Here is a 14,854-nt window from a genome sequence, read left to right on the forward strand (position 1 = left end):
CGTGTTGGTGTGCCAGTTCATTTGAGTACGCTGAGCCCACCCGCTCCCGCCGCAACGTAGACACGGCCATTGTTGACCGCGGTGGCTACCGCTCCTCCCACCACACCCTTGAGGGCCATCATCCTCGGCGCAGCAACGTTGCTCCAATCGAGTTTGACGACGCCGGCGTCACCGTAGGCGACATAGAACAACAGGCGCGGCGTCCCCAGCGTATAGACCGAGCCAGCGCCACCGCTCAGTGGTTGATTGGCTGGGAAGTACTGCGGGGTCATGTACAGCGCTCCTCCCTCGAGGTTCTCAAAGCCGGCAAGCTTCTGCAGTTTGAAATAGCCGGCTGCGGCGGGGCGGCATTCGGCCACGCCACCCTGCTTGGCGCTGAGCTTGGTGACGTCGGTGACGGCCAGGCAGGCATCGGGCGCCTGGCCCGCCGGCACCACCGCCGGGCGCTCCTCGGAGGCGGGGCGGATCAGGTCGAGCATGCGATAGGCCACCAAGCCGAAGCTGTCGTAGCTGAAGTAGGCCAGGTCACCCACGATATGCACGTCGACGCTCTTGCCATCGGCCGAGCCGAACGCGTTGTCGTCATCGGCCTTCAACGGCTCGAAGGTCTTGATGAGGTGATTGACCACGGTCAGATCTTCTGCTCGGCCAGTGGCCAGGAAGTCCGTCATGTCTACCACCGAGACACCATAAGAACCGGCTGCCACCACCGCGTAGGTGCGCCGGGTCGCAGGATTCGCCCACAGCTTGACTGAGGCCGCACGCCCCAGCGGCGGCTTGCCGCTGGCACCCTCGGAGTCCCCGATGTTGGCCACCACGTGGGCGCCCGAGGCCGGGTCGGCAGTGGTGTCGTAGACGGTCAGGCCGTTGTCGCCGTCAGCCACGATGGCGTAGTTGCCGGAGTAGGCCACTCCGTAGGCATGGTCCTGGCCTGTGATCTTCACCTTGCCCACGGCGCCGGCCTCGGTGTTGTGCTCGAATACACCGCCCTTCGCGTTGACCAACGCTGGCGAACCCACCTGCGCGCTGCCGCCGGTGACGGCCGAGACGTTGATGCGGCGCATGCCCAGGCTCTGACTCATCACGTAGGCTTGGGCGGGGTCGCCGGCGAATGCCACCTTGAACGCATGCGGGGTGGGCAGCACGCTGTCGCTGATGGGATATTCGCTTTGCAGCGTGTTGGCCACCAGATGCGGGTCGTCGATGGGATTGATACCATCGGCGATGCGCCAGACGCTTACCCCGTGCGGGCCATCACCCAGGTAGAGGTGGTTGCCTGAGACTGTGACGCCTTCGGTATGTCCGATGGCGATGGGCTGGCCGGCTGAGCCGTCCTCGTACGCGCCGACTTCGTTGGTACTCACCAGGCTGACCGGTACGGCAAATCGGCTGGCTTCGGCCACCCCGGCGGTCTTGAGGTCAATGATGTCGACGAAGCTCACCCCGCCTGCACCCGACGCCTCTACCACGTCCACCTGCCCGGAGGCCCTGGTGTTGCCTCCCACCATGAACAACGAGCCGCCATGGCCGTTGATCTCACCGGTGACCAGCATCACCGGCGCGGTGTAGTTGCCGTTCACGGCCGTCAGGAACTTCGGCATCGACTCGTCGCCCACGGGAACCGGCGTCATGTCATAGGACGTGACGAATTCGTAGTCGGGCCAGTGGATCCGTGCGTCGGTGTTGTTGTTGTATGGGCCGCTGCGCCATTCGGTAGCGGGGGCCTCGGCACCCTTGAGCACAACCAGGCCGGCGAAATGATCGGTGTAGTAGGCGTGGAATTTCGTGCCATCGTCCGGATCGGGTACGACGCGCACGCCTATTACGCCGGCTTCCTTGAGCATCCCGGAGCCGGAGTGCGACAGGATTCCTTTCTTGTCGGAGTTCGCAGGAGGTTCGTCGGGCCCGTGGGCGGGCGCGGCCGGCACGTAGCCTGCATAGACGGGCGCCGCGGCGTTGGTCACATCCACGGCCACCAGGCCGCCGAGGGAATAGGCCACATAGGCCATGGTCCGGCCGTTTGGCAGGTTCACGAGGTCCATGTCGCGCGCGTTGTAGTAGTACTTGCCGTAACGATCGAATTCGGCCCAAGGATAGGCTGCCAGGCTGCTCTTCTCGCCAAGTTCGGCTGCGGCCTGCTGGTACGTGGGCATACCGTCTGCGTCGACGAAGGCCGCATTGACCAGCAAGCTGGTGTTGCAGGCCGGTTTGCGATCGGGAAAGCCGAACCAGTCCTCCTGCGCGCTGTTGGCGCAATCGGCGTAGAGGTTGTAGTGGCCCTGGCGCGAGAGGTCGGCCGGGTCGAAAATGCCTACCCCCAAGAAGCCCAGCGCCGCATAGAGGCGTCCGTCGTGCCGCTTGAGGCTCAATGGCTCGCCCCACGGGGATTCACCCGCGTACTTCAGCGTCCAGGTCTGCGCGCCATCGATGGCGAGCACACCGTCACCGCCAGCGTTCAACAATTTCGATAGCTTGGTCTTCTGGATGCCGAAGGAAGCGTTGGCCACGAACAACTCGTCGTCGCTCGTCGCGTTGGTGCCCTGGTCATCCACCAATAGGTCGGACACCACCCCGTTGGTCAGCGGCGCGATCGCCGCCGGCTCGGTGAAAATCGAGCCGCCACCGTCCGTGTAGGTGTATGGTGGCGGAAGGTAGCTCACCGTCATGGTTCGCACATAGGTCATGGCCGCAGGGTTGGTGATGTCCACCACCCCAATGCCCTTGCCGCCCATGGAAAGCAAGGCATAGTCCTGGCCGCCGAAGCCTTTGACCACCGTGATGTGCTGGATATAGCCCGGCGCGCTGATCTCGATTACCGGGCCCTTCGTCATTCCGATGCGGGTGGCGGCGAACCGATTGGCCATGGTGTACAAGGCCCAGTCGACGGTGCCGTCGTTGTATAGCGCGACGTCCTGCGTGGCGCCACCGACCTGTGCCACCAGCGTGTCGATATTGGCTTCGATGATCGTGATGGGCGAGACGGGGTCGGGTGTAGCGGTGGGAGGGCTGTCGGTAGGTGTGCTGCTGGTGGGCAGGATGGGGAAATAGCCCGCTGAGCCGCCTCCACCGCCGCAGCCTGCCATTACCAAGGCGGCGGCGAACGTCGCCGACAGGCCGACGATCCGTGACATTCGTTTGACCAAGAACTCTAGCGTGCGGGCCATATGGGACTCCAATGAGGATATGTGAGACGGTAGGTGGGTAACTGAACGAAAGCCGAGTTTCAAAGATGTCGCGGGAGGCGCGTTGATCCAGCGCAAGCGCGCTTGAAATCGGCAACCCTGGCAACTTGGCTGGCTGCAGTTGCCTGCGCGGTCTCGTGGCCGTCGGCTTACAACGCATGAAATATCGGCAATGACCGCGTGGCTCATTCGACACGGCTGCCGGACGACTCCCGGCCCCTGTGCTCGATCACGCGCAACGCATGGACATGCCGACGCAGGCAGGGGTCTGACAACGGGCGACGACTCCACGTCTCCAACTCGGCTATTTCCCGGCAGGCCGGGAAGCTGCAGGCCTGTAGCCCCAGGGCGAGTGCGACGTGTGCTGCCATCGGCTTCACACTCTTGTGCTTGGCAACACGACAGGCGCTCGAATCGTTGAAAGGACAGCTGTCGGAGGCGGCCCGGCTTCAGGACAGCGCCCAGGGCGAAATTCGGCGTCTGCGGGATGCGCTTGCGCAGGCCCAGGCGCAACTGGACGCGCAGCGGCTCGAGCACCGTGCCGCCATGACAGCACGCGAGGAAGCCCTGAAGGAAGCCCAAGCGCGGCACACGGTGCGTGAGCACCGGTTGCTGGGCGACATCGACCGGGAGCGCCTGGCGGCCCGCCAAGCGGCTTCTGAACTTGCGAAGGAGCACAAGCTGCGCACCCGCACCGAGGAAGAACTGCTGTGGCCGGTGACCCCGAACTACGAGCGCTTCTAGGAAAGGTGAAGGTCAGTCCGCGCCCACAGTCAAGCGAATGGTGCGGCGTGTGCGTGGATAGTGGCCTTGCGGTAATTGGCCAAGCGAAAGTCCTTGCCAGCCCGATGGGTCGCTACTCCACCTTCTTTGGCGCGGCAATGACGGACGCCGGTGACGGCGTCGAGCTTCTTCGTGAGCTCGTGTCTAACAGCGTGCCGGTCTCCAGGAGGCGCGCCCGCCGGAGTGATCCTCTGCGTTGACCAGGTCAGCCTGTGTTCTCGCGATAGCATTCCTTCGAGAGCCAGTTGGCGAAATTGGCCGTGAGGTGGACGGCAACGGTCCTCCCTCAAGCGCCGCGGTGCTTCCTCTTACATCAACAATTTCGACGACCCAGCGCGCACAGCAATGCCAGTACTTCAGCACTCAGGCCGACGCGCGTCGGCGGGCCGCTGCTCTCTGCTCAGCTTCAACGCCGAACGGCTGCTATTAGGCGGTTATTCCGCTCAAGCGTAGAGCGGAAAAGCGAAGCACATTTGTAGCCGGGGTGGTTGTCTCGGACTTTGTTGCTCGCGGTTTGCGCCTCACGAAGTCGACTCGCCCGGTCGTCTCAGACTTCGGAACGTCGCCCGGAAGGGTCGCTCCGACCATTTCACTGATGATTGTGTCTCAGACATTCATGGCAAAGAATATGTTCTTTGCCATGAATGTCTGAGACAGCGCTTAGAATCTATCCGTAAATTATGTTGATCTTCAATGACACTTTGCGGAACGCGATGATGGCGGCGGCTATGTGATTGAGGGCGACGAAGCTGCGTTCGAGCTTCTCGTATCGCACGAGCAGCTTGCGAAAGCGATTGAACCAGCTGTGGCAGACCTCGACCCCCCAGCGCCGTGCCCTCTTCGTGGGGTCGCGCCGCTTGGCATCGACCGCCTTGCTGCGATCAACGACGTGAGGAATGTAGCCATGCGATTCGATGATCTGCAACGCGCGCCGGCCTCGGTAACCGCCATCGGCACACAGGTGCTTGCTGCGCCGCTGGCTTGGCCTCTTGCGTTTGACCACGATGGCTTGCAGCGCGGCATCGAGTTGCGTCACGTCATGCTCATTGGCTCCGGTCGCGACGCGCGACAACGGGACGCCACGACCGTCCACCAGCAGGTGGCGCTTGCTCCCTTTTCCCCGACCGGTCGGGTTGCGTCCGACCGCCTCTTGCGCCAAGGGAGCCTTGAACATGGCCCCGTCGATGCTCTGCCATCGCCAGGCGATGCCTTCCATCTGGTCATACTCGGCAAGCCCAGCTTTCCAAATGGCCTCGAACACGCCCGCGGCCTCCCACTCCAGGAAGCGCTTGTGCACGGCGCTGGCGCTGCCAAAGCGTTCCTTGGGCAGTGCCTTCCACTGGCAGCCCGTGCGCAACACGAACACGATCGCCTCGAACACTTGTCGTGCGGGCTTGGGTGGCCGCCCCGCTCCCGCCTTGCGCAGGTACTCCTTATCCGCGGGACGCTCGCGCACCGGGATCAGCGGCTCGACGCGCCGCCAGAATTCATCGGTCACCACCCAAGATTCGACCCGCTTGCGCGTCGCCATGCATTCGCCTCCATGCCGTGTGAATGACGGCTCAGGACGAGATTCTACTATTTACGGATAACTTCTTAATGTCCGAGACAAGCCCCATCAGCCGGGGCGAACGTTGGCGGCGTGGGGGCATCGGACATGTCCCCTCCTATGACGAAGGCAGCGCGAGCATTATGAAAAATTAAACTGGATTTCAATAATTATGAAAATTGACTATAAGTTTTCGTATGGAACTGAACCAGATTTGGCACTGCCCCCGACCGGAGCTCGCAAAGCGCTACCTCGCCCTGTTGCAAGCCGGGCCGGCTGTGAGTACGACCATTTTCGCGCCCCGGCGCACTGGGAAGACGGTGTTTCTGCGCAAAGACCTGACGCCAGCAGCCGACGCTGCCGGCCCCCCCGCGTCACAATAGTTGTCGCCTCCTTAGACCCAAGAACCCGGGGGCGGCGATGAAGGATGAGAGTGGCTCGATACGGACAAGCATTCAAGGACCGGGCGGTAGCAAGGTTGCTGCCGCCGGAGAGTTCGGCGCTGGAGGTAGTGGCGCGCGAGGTTGGCATTGGAGTGGAGACACTGGAGCGTTGGCGCGAGGATGCGCAGTCCATGCCCGCCCGAGGGCGGGCATGGACTGCGCGCGCGCGGCTTGAGGCGGTGATCACGACGGCGGCGATGCCCGAGGCGGCCAAGAGCGCCTGGTGCCGCGAGCACGGGGTATACCCAGCCGATCTGGACAAGTGGCGATCGAGCGCCACTGCCGCGCTGGCACAGCCTGAAGAGGCCCGTGCCAGCCCGCAGGCCACGCGGGCCGACCGCAAACGCATCAAGGAGCTCGAGCGCGACCTGCTGCGCAAGGACCGGGCGCTGGCCGAGACCGCAGCCCTGTTGGTACTCTCAAAAAATCTCGAGGCGATCTTCCACAAGGGAGGGGACGAATGATCGGCCTCGAAGATCGCCGGATCGTGGCCCAGAACATCTCCAAGGCTCACACCGCCGGCGCGCGGCTGCGCCTGGCCTGCGAGAGCGCCGGCATCGACGTGCGCACCCTGCAGCGTTGGCAGGCTCATGAAGGCCTCACCGCGGGCGATGGCAGGCCGCAGGCCGTGCGCCCCATACCCGGCCATGCCCTGAGCCAGGAAGAGCGCGCACAGCTGCTGGCGGTGGCCAATGAGCCGCGGTTCGCTGCCGTGCCGCCGGCGCGCATCGTGCCCATGCTGGCCGATGAGGGTGTGTACTTGGCCAGCGAGTCCAGCTTCAGTCGCGTCCTGCGCGCGCACGGGCAGAGCGCCCATCGCGGTCGTGCCAAGGCGCCCAGGGTCGTGCGCCCTCCCACGACGCACATCGCCGAGACACCGCGACAAGTCTGGTGCTGGGACATGACGTACCTGCCCGCGCAGGTGCTCGGGCGCTGGTTCCATCTCTACCTGATCCTGGACCTGTACAGCCGCAAGATCGTGGGCTGGGAGGTTCACGACACGGACGACTCCGACCATGCCGTGCACCTGGTGCGCCGCACGGCGCTGGCCGAGGGCATCGCCACCCTGGACACCAAGCCGGTGCTGCATGGCGACAACGGCTCCACATTGAAGGCCACGACAGTGCTGGCGATGCTCAACTGGCTGGGCGTGAAGCCGTCGTACTCCAGGCCTCGCGTGAGCGACGACAACGCCTATGCGGAAGCATTGTTCAGAACGGCCAAGTACCGCCCGGAGTTCCCCGCCAGGGGCTTCGCCGACCTGGACCACGCGCGCTCCTGGGCGGCCGGCTTCGTGCGTTGGTACAACCATGACCATCGACACAGCGGCATTCGCTACGTCAGCCCTGCGCAACGCCACAACGGCGACGATCAAGCCATCCTCGCTGCTCGCCACGCGCTGTACACCCGTGCACGCGCGCTCAACCCAGCACGATGGTCAGGGCCTACACGCAACTGGTCGCCCATCGGCGCAGTGACTCTCAACCCCGAACGTGACTGCATCGTTCAGGCACATGCGAGGAACCCCAACATACAGCCGCTGGCTGCATGAAAGAGGCGACAACTACCTTGACGCGCGCCGCGGCTTCACCGTCGCGTACGTGGACCTTTGACAGACGAGGTTGAACCCCGGCATTGCGATTGTTCGGGGACTGGAGGAAGCGCTCACGCCGAGGACGTTGGCGCAAAGGGCGCTCCACAAGCTGCATGAGCCGGTTAAGAAGGTCAAGGCATCCGGCAGCGCGGGTGAGTTGAAGGGCGCTATCGAAGTTGAGTTGGGCGACGCGAAAACTGAACTCGCCTTGCGTATCGAAGAACTCGTTGTCAAGCTTGTTTCCAAGAAGAAGCTTCTGCTCTTGGTCGATGAAGCTCAGGAACTTGCACGAATCAAGGACAATGAGCTGGTGGCAATGGCAATGGCAATGGCAATGGCAATGGCAATGGCAATGGCAATGGCACTGCGCACCGCCATCACCAAGAATTGCGACAAGCTGCGAGTCGTATTCACCGGCTCATCGCGCACGCAGCTCGCCAACGTCTTCTCCAACAGCGCTGCGCCGCTCTTCTCGGTGGGCGCGCTGTTCAAGAGTTCCCGCTGCTTGGCAGAGAATTAGTCGAATTCGTCGCAAAGAAGTTCCAGATCGCCAGCGGACGTACCCTGGATGTCGCCGCAGGGTGGACGGCCTTCCAAGAATTCCACCAGCAGCCCGGGCCATTCCTCTCGGTGGTCGTGGCCATGCTCATGGACCCATCGCTCACCTTCGAGCGCGCAGTGGCAACCGAAAAGGCAGAGCAGGATAAGGAGGAAAACCACGAGGGAACCTGGGCGTCGCTCGATGCGATGCAGCGCCAACTCCTTTTGCTCTTCGTCAACGACCCGCATGCCAAACCATTCGGAAAGGCGGCGCTTGCGAAGCTTGCCAAAGCTCGGCGTTCCTTCGCTCGCACCGTCCGACGTGCAGTATTCGCTCAACAACTTGAAGTCCAAGACCATCATCTCGAAGGTGCCAGGCGGTGTACATTGGTTCGAAAGCGCGGCGTTCGAGCGCTGGGTCAGAACGTTGGCGCCCGTTCATCCCTAACCCGAGCGCCCTAACCCGAGCGCGATGGCAGCTTGATCTGCCATTCCGATCGCGGCTCGCAAGGCGGATTCAACCGGTCGTCGCAACACCTTCAATCATGAGGGTGCCATGGGAAGACCTGCAGGGTAGATGCAGAAGTTAGCGGGGCGCGCGGCAATGCGATCGCCCGGTGCGCCGCGGCCAGCAACCTGAGACTTAGCGCTTCTCGCTTCGAAGCGCATCGGCCACGTAGTCGACGAAGGCACGCACCTTCAACGGCAGCACGCGGCTCTGCCGGAAGACGGCGAAGACGCCGTTGGAGAAGGCCCGCACCGCGAAGCGGTACTCGGGCAGCAGCCGCACCAGCGTGCCGTCGTGCAGGTCGTTGCGCACGGTGGCCTCGGACAGCAGCGCCACGCCCATGCCGCCGATGGCGGCCAGCCGAAGCAGCTCGCCGTTGTTGGCGCTCAGCACGCCCTGGATGACCAGCTCCTGCTGTTCGCCCGCCTCGTCGATGTACTTCCAGGTGATGACCTCGCGCTCGCGCCGGTAGGTGAGGCAGCGCACCTGGGGCAGGTCGCTGGGATGCCGGATGCGCGAATAGGTCTTCACGAAGGCCGGGCTGGCCACCAGGATTTCGTCGCTCGACAGCAGCCGCTTGATGACGAAGCCCGAATCGGTGGATTCGCCGGTGCGGATGTCGACGTCGAAGTCGTGTTCCACCAGGTTGACCGGATGCTCGGAGAGCTCGAGCTCGACGCGGATGTCCGGATACAGCTCCGCGAAGCGCGGCAGCAGCGGTGCCAGCACCCGCAGGCCGATGTGCGTGCGCGAATGCACGCGCAGCCGGCCCTCCGGCCGCTGGCGCGCGTTGTGCACGACCTGCTCGGCCTCGCTCATGAGTTCCAGCACCGCCTCGGCCCGCTCCAGGAAGGCCTGGCCCGCCTCGGTCACCTTGAGGTTGCGGCTGGTGCGGTCCACCAGCTGCACGCCCAGCTCTTCCTCCAGCGCGCTGATGCGCCGCGAGATGGTGGCCGGGGACAGGCTGAGGCTGCGGGCCGCGGCCGAGAGGCTGCCCTTCTTCTGGGTGGCCACGAAGATGCGCAGCGAATCGAGGGCCTTCATTTCGAAAGACGCAAAGAAGGTGTGCGTTCGCTGGTGATCCGCAGGGGCTCCGAGTTCCTACGATGGACCTCGATCAAAACCAGCCAACCAGGAGTCACAGCAATGGATTTCGGAATCTTCATTCTGATGCAGCAGCGGAACAAGCACAAAACCTCCCACCAGATCCTGCGCGACGCCGTCGAGCAGACACGCCTGGCGGACGAACTGGGTTTTGGTGCCGCATGGTACGCCGAGCACCACTTCAGCAACTACGGCATGTGTTCCTCGCCGTTGACCATGATCGCGCACTGCGCCGCGGTCACCCGCAACATCCGCCTGGGGACTGGCATCGTGGTCGCGCCGCTGTACACGCCGGCCCGCCTGATCGCGGACGTGGCGATGGTCGACCAGCTGTCCGACGGCCGCCTGAACCTGGGCATCGGCTCGGGCTATCAGCACTTCGAGTTCGAGCGCTTCGGCGTGTCGCTGGAATCCGCCAAGGGCCGCACCTTCGAGATGCTCGACATGCTGGAAGCCGGCCTCACGCAGCCCAAGTTCAGCTACGAGGGCGAGTATTACCGCCAGCCCATGAGCGCCATCAGCCAGCGCGCGGTGCAGCGCCCCATGCCGCCGATGTGGATCACCAGCGTCGATCCGGCCTTCCTGTCGCGCGCCGTGAAGTCCGGCCACCATGTGTTCGTCTCGGGCGGCGACGGCGGGCTGGAGAAGCTGGCCGGCACCCGCGCGCTGATCGACAAGGTGGCCACGGCCGAGGGCAAGGACCCCGCCGGCGTGCAGGTCGGCCTGCTGCGCGCGGCCTATGCCAGCAACGACAAGGACGAGGTGGAACGCTACCTCGAGTGCGCGCGCTACCAGCGCCGCATTGCCGTCAGCCTGAAGCGCCGCACCGCGCAGATCGCCGACGACTACCAGGTCGAGGAAGGCATCGTCGAGGGCGAGCCGAGCCTGGACGAGATGCGCGCGCTGCTGCCCGTGGGCAGCGTCGACACCGTGATCGAGCGCGTGGTCAACGAGATCCGCACACTCAAGCCGGTGCACTACTGCTTCCAGACGCAGATGGGCGACTTCGACCACCCGACCATGCTGCGCCAGCTCGAAACCTGGGGCAAGGTCATCATCCCGGCGGTGCAGCAGGAGATCGCCAACGATCCACCGCACCGGCCCGCGGCCCAGCCTGAACTCGCCGCAGCCTGAGGCCAAGCGCCAGGAGACGCCATGCCCGAAGTCGCCGAAGACATCCGCCGCGCCATCGAGCCCGCGCAGTTGCGCCAGCTGCTCGGTTGCTTTCCGACCGGCGTGGCCGTGATCACCACCTGCGCGCCGGACGGCACGCCCGCCGGCCTGACCTGCAACTCGTTCAGTTCGGTCTCGCTCGATCCGCCGCTGGTGCTGTTCAGCCTGCGCAATGCCAGCCGCCTGCTGCCGGCCTTCCAGGCCGCGAACGGCTTCGTCATCAACATCCTCTCCGAGCAGCAGGACGCGCTGTCGGGCCGCTTCGCCTCGAGCCGGATCGAGGACAAGTTCGACGGCGTGGCCTGGCGCGCCGGCCAGCTGGGCATGCCGCTGATCGACGACTGCCTGGCCAGCTTCGAATGCCGCGTGCATGCCGCCCATGAGGCCGGCGACCACACCATCTTCATCGGCGAGGTCCGGCACCTGAGCGCCGGCGTGCCCGACCAGGCGCTGGTGTTCTACAAGGGCGCCTACATGATGCTGGCCGAGTCGCTGCGCAAGCTGGTCGTGGAGGGTCGGCTGGGAGACGCCGACATCGATGAGGCCTATCGCACGCTCTACGGCACCCTGCTGCGCCTGGCGAGCGAACGCGCCACCGAGGCCGAGCTGGACGCCGTGCACCAGGCCGCCGACGCCATCGAGGCGCATCCCGACGACACCCCGCTCAAGGAGCGCATCGCCTCCGCCAGCGCCTTCTTCGCCTCGATCGCGGCCGCCGGCCACAACGAAGCGCTGACGCTGATGGCGCAGACCATGACCAGCGTGCTGCGCGAACGCATGACGCACGTGCTCTCGGTGCGTCCGCGCCCCGACCTCTTTCCGCTGCGCCGCAAGGTGGCGCACAACCTGCGCCAGCGCGACCCGGAGGGCGCCGCCGCCGCGCTGGACGAACTGATCACGCAGCTGCGCAAGGGCTGAGCCCTTTCCATTTCCAACAGGAGACAAGATGTCCATCGACTACGCCGGCTTCCGGCGCGAACTCGAATCGTTCGCGCGCAGCGCCTGCCCGCCCGAGATCCGCGCCGTCGTCGCGGCCGGCCAGAAAATCACCAAGCGCGAATACCAGGCCTGGCAGCAGATCCTGAACGCCCAGGGCTGGGGCGCGCCGAGCTGGCCGCGCGAAGCGGGCGGCACCGGATGGGACATCCGCCAGCGCCTCATCTTCGAGGAGGTGATGGCCGAGAACGACTGCCCGCCGCTCTATCACCATGGCCTGGGCCACATCGGTCCGGTGATCATCCGCTTCGGCACGCCGGATCAGAAGGCCCGCTTCCTGCCGCGCATCCTCGACGGTTCCGACTGGTGGTGCCAGGGCTATTCGGAGCCAGGCTCGGGCTCCGACCTGGCCTCGCTGTCCACCAGTGCGCGGCTGGAAGGCGGCGCGTGGGTCGTGAACGGCCAGAAGATCTGGACCTCGCATGCCCACGAGGCCAGCATGATCTACATGCTGGTGCGCACGTCGAAGGAAGCGAAGAAGCAGGAGGGCATCTCGCTGCTGCTGGTGCCCATGGACACCCCGGGCATCACCGTGCGTCCCATCAAGACCATCGACGGCTGGCATCATCTGAACGAGGTCTTTTTCGACGACGTGCGCGTGCGCGCCGACAACCTGATCGGCGAGGTCGGCAAGGGCTGGACCTGCGCCAAGTTCCTGCTCGAACGCGAACGCCTTCCTCCGGCCAACGTGGCGCGGCTGGAGCTCATGCGCCGGCAGGTCACGCAGCTGGTCGAGGAGGCGGCGCAGGCCGCTGCGGGACAGCGCGACTTCGGCGGCCTGCACCACAAGCTGCTGCTGTGCGAGGCCGACGTGAAGGGTGCCCGCGTGATGATGGCGCAGGCCACCGACGACCTGATCCACCAGCGCCCGCTGGGCGTGCAGCCCTCCGCCATCAAGATGACCTGCGCCGACGTGGCGCAGCGCCTGACGACCATCGCCCTCGATGCGGTCGGCCCCGATGCGGCCCACCGCTTCCTCGCCGATGCCGGGGAGGACGTGCCCGACGCCACCTGGATCCAGAACTACATGTTCACGCGCGCCCGCACCATCGCCGGCGGCACCTCCGAGGTGCAGCGCAACGTCGTCGCCAACGAATTGCTGGGAGCCTGAGCCATGTCCGCTTCTTTTCCATCGCTGTTTCCCGGCATGCTGCTGGACGCAGCGGGCCGCTATGCGGAGGACCACGTCGCGCAGGAGATCCAGGGCGATCCCGTGCGCGAACTGGGCTGGACCGCCACCCTCGTGCCCGAGGAGGCCGGCGGCGCCGGCGGAACCCTGAGCGACCTCGCCTCCATCGTCGAGGGGCTGGCCACGCATGGCCTGCAGCTGCCGGTGGTCGAGACCTGCGCCGTGGTGCCGTTGCTGCTGCAGGCGGCCGGCGCCGAGACGGCCCATCGCTGGCTGGAGGCGGTGGCCGAGGGCAGCGCGCGGATCGCGCCCATGACCGCGCTGTCCGCCACGCCCGAGCACCTTGCCGTGGCGGCCAGGCACCTGGACATCGGCTACGAGCTGAGCGGCGTGGTGCAAGGCGTCGACCTGACCCTGCCCGCCACGCACTATCTCGTGCCCGTACAGATGGATGGCGATGACGCCATCTTCCTGGTCGATGCCGAACGCGTCGGCGCGCCGAAGGCCCGCTACAGGACGATGGAGGGCCGCCTGGGTGCCGACTTCACGCTGGAGCGGCTCGCGGTGCCCGAGAGCGCCTGCATCGCACGCGGCGCTGCCGTGCGCGAGGCACGCGCCAAGGCGACCGACGCCGCCTTGCTGCTGACAGCCGCCGACACGGTGGCGGCGCTGGCCACGCTGATCCGCCAGACCGTCATCCACCTGAAGGAGCGGCGCCAGTTCGGTGTGGCGCTCTCGAGCTTCCAGGTGCTGCGCCATCGTGTGGCCGACATGTATGTGAAGTACCTGGGCGCCAAGGGCCTGGTGATCCACTGCTTCCACGAATACGAGCAGAACGCGGCCGACCTGCGCCGCACGCTGCGCCTGGCCAAGGTGTCGCTGGCCGAGTCGGCGCGCGCCTGCGCCGAATCGGCCATCCAGATGCACGGCGGCATGGGCGTGAGCGAGGAGGTCCTGGCCACCCGCACGGCCCAGCGTCTCATCGCCTCCGAGTTCCGCTACGGCGACCGGCTCATGCATGTCGCACGGCTGCTGGCGCAGCCGCAGTCCGACGAACGAGTTTCCCTTTCCAACCAAACCGGGAGTGTGCGATGAGCATCGAACTGGAAGTTTCCGAATACATCGCCGTCGTCCGGCTCGACAAGCCGCCGGTCAATGCACTGGACCGCGCCACGCGCCGCCGCCTGATCGAGATCTTCGACGAAGTCTCCGAGCGCTCGGACGTGCGCGTCGCGATCCTCACGGGCACCGGCAAGTTCTTCTGCTCCGGCGCGGACCTCAAGGACCGGCCCGATGCCGAGAAGGCGGGCGACTTCCTCGACCACAACCGCTGGACGCGCGAGACCGGCAATGCGATCCGCGAATGCGCCAAGCCAGTGATCGCGGCCGTCAACGGTCCCGCGCTGGGCGCCGGCTTCGGCCTCATGGCCGCGTGCGACATCTTCCTGGCCAGCGAGGACGCCACCTTCGCCATGCCCGAGATCAACGTCGGCCTGGCCGGCGGCGTCTCGATGCTGCGCACCCTGTTCGGCCGCTCGTTCACGCGCCGCATGTTCTTCACCGGCATGAAGGTGCCTGCCGCCGAGCTGTATCGCCGCGGCGTGCTCGACGAGGTGGTGCCTGCCGGGCAGCTGATGCCGCTGGCCATGGAGATCGCGCAGGAGATCGCCTCCAAGGCGCCGCTGGCCATTGCCTATGCGAAGCAGGCGGCCAACATGATGGACCTGATGCCGCAGCGCGACGGCTACCGCTTCGAGCAGAACATCACCATGGCGCTGGCCAAAACCGAGGATGCGCAGGAGGCCCGCAAGGCCTTCCTCGAAAAGCGCAAGCCCGTCTACAAGGGGCGCTGA

12 protein-coding genes are annotated in these 14,854 nt (G+C 65.4%); 8 read left to right on the plus strand and 4 right to left on the minus strand.

Features of this window, described 5'->3' with window-relative positions; genetic code table 11:
* Positions 1–17: 17 nt before the first annotated feature.
* A complete protein-coding gene (locus tag VAPA_RS29805) occupies positions 18–3,164 on the minus strand; it encodes an LVIVD repeat-containing protein (protein WP_155248140.1) in 3,147 nt (1,048 codons plus the stop codon).
* Positions 3,165–3,599: 435 nt separating this feature from the next.
* Here VAPA_RS29805 and VAPA_RS29810 point away from each other — a divergent pair, with 435 nt between their 5' ends.
* Entirely contained in the window at positions 3,600–3,926 is a 327-nt protein-coding gene (locus VAPA_RS29810; RefSeq protein ID WP_021003944.1) for a hypothetical protein, read from the plus strand.
* Positions 3,927–4,632: 706 nt separating this feature from the next.
* Here VAPA_RS29810 and VAPA_RS34190 read toward each other — a convergent pair.
* On the minus strand, positions 4,633–5,496 hold the full coding sequence (locus VAPA_RS34190; protein WP_021003945.1) for an IS5 family transposase: 864 nt from the start codon (positions 5,494–5,496) through the stop codon (positions 4,633–4,635).
* Between the two features lie 451 nt (positions 5,497–5,947).
* On the opposite strand from VAPA_RS34190, the gene VAPA_RS29825 reads away from it, so the two are divergent.
* A protein-coding gene (locus VAPA_RS29825; protein WP_155248141.1) for an IS3 family transposase occupies positions 5,948–7,509 on the plus strand; the annotation gives its coding sequence in 2 pieces (ribosomal slippage) (positions 5,948–6,377 and positions 6,377–7,509; 1,563 coding nt in all).
* Between the two features lie 70 nt (positions 7,510–7,579).
* The gene (locus tag VAPA_RS35300; RefSeq protein ID WP_230559101.1) at positions 7,580–8,071 is read left to right on the plus strand and encodes a hypothetical protein; all 492 of its coding nucleotides are present in this window, start codon (positions 7,580–7,582) and stop codon (positions 8,069–8,071) included.
* On the opposite strand, the gene VAPA_RS35305 is transcribed toward VAPA_RS35300, so the two are convergent.
* Together VAPA_RS35305 and VAPA_RS29835 are read right to left on the minus strand one after the other, a co-directional pair.
* Complete coding sequence (locus tag VAPA_RS35305) at positions 8,068–8,454, minus strand: hypothetical protein (protein WP_230559102.1); 387 nt, start codon at positions 8,452–8,454, stop codon at positions 8,068–8,070. The two genes, VAPA_RS35300 and VAPA_RS35305, sit on opposite strands and share 4 nt — an antisense overlap.
* Positions 8,455–8,734: 280 nt before the next feature.
* Positions 8,735–9,643: a LysR family transcriptional regulator gene (locus VAPA_RS29835; protein ID WP_021003947.1), complete on the minus strand. Its 909-nt coding sequence runs from the start codon at positions 9,641–9,643 to the stop codon at positions 8,735–8,737.
* Positions 9,644–9,745: 102 nt separating this feature from the next.
* Between VAPA_RS29835 and VAPA_RS29840 the strand changes: the two genes are divergently transcribed.
* The 5 genes from VAPA_RS29840 to VAPA_RS29860 are packed head-to-tail and all read left to right on the plus strand — an operon-like array spanning position 9,746 to position 14,854.
* Positions 9,746–10,837: an LLM class flavin-dependent oxidoreductase gene (locus VAPA_RS29840; protein ID WP_021003948.1), complete on the plus strand. Its 1,092-nt coding sequence runs from the start codon at positions 9,746–9,748 to the stop codon at positions 10,835–10,837.
* A 21-nt stretch (positions 10,838–10,858) separates the two neighbouring features.
* Positions 10,859–11,794, plus strand: coding sequence for a flavin reductase (locus tag VAPA_RS29845; protein WP_021003949.1), 936 nt, complete (start codon positions 10,859–10,861; stop codon positions 11,792–11,794).
* A gap of 28 nt (positions 11,795–11,822) precedes the next feature.
* Positions 11,823–12,983 (plus strand): acyl-CoA dehydrogenase family protein, encoded by a 1,161-nt coding sequence (locus VAPA_RS29850; protein WP_021003950.1) that lies wholly within the window; start codon positions 11,823–11,825, stop codon positions 12,981–12,983.
* 3 nt (positions 12,984–12,986) lie between these two features.
* Positions 12,987–14,096 (plus strand): acyl-CoA dehydrogenase family protein, encoded by a 1,110-nt coding sequence (locus VAPA_RS29855; RefSeq protein WP_021003951.1) that lies wholly within the window; start codon positions 12,987–12,989, stop codon positions 14,094–14,096.
* On the plus strand, positions 14,093–14,854 hold the full coding sequence (locus tag VAPA_RS29860) for an enoyl-CoA hydratase/isomerase family protein (RefSeq protein ID WP_021003952.1): 762 nt from the start codon (positions 14,093–14,095) through the stop codon (positions 14,852–14,854). The genes VAPA_RS29855 and VAPA_RS29860 overlap by 4 nt, the downstream gene beginning before the upstream one ends.

It is taken from the genome of Variovorax paradoxus B4 (assembly GCF_000463015.1).
Taxonomy (GTDB): domain Bacteria; phylum Pseudomonadota; class Gammaproteobacteria; order Burkholderiales; family Burkholderiaceae_C; genus Variovorax; species Variovorax paradoxus_E.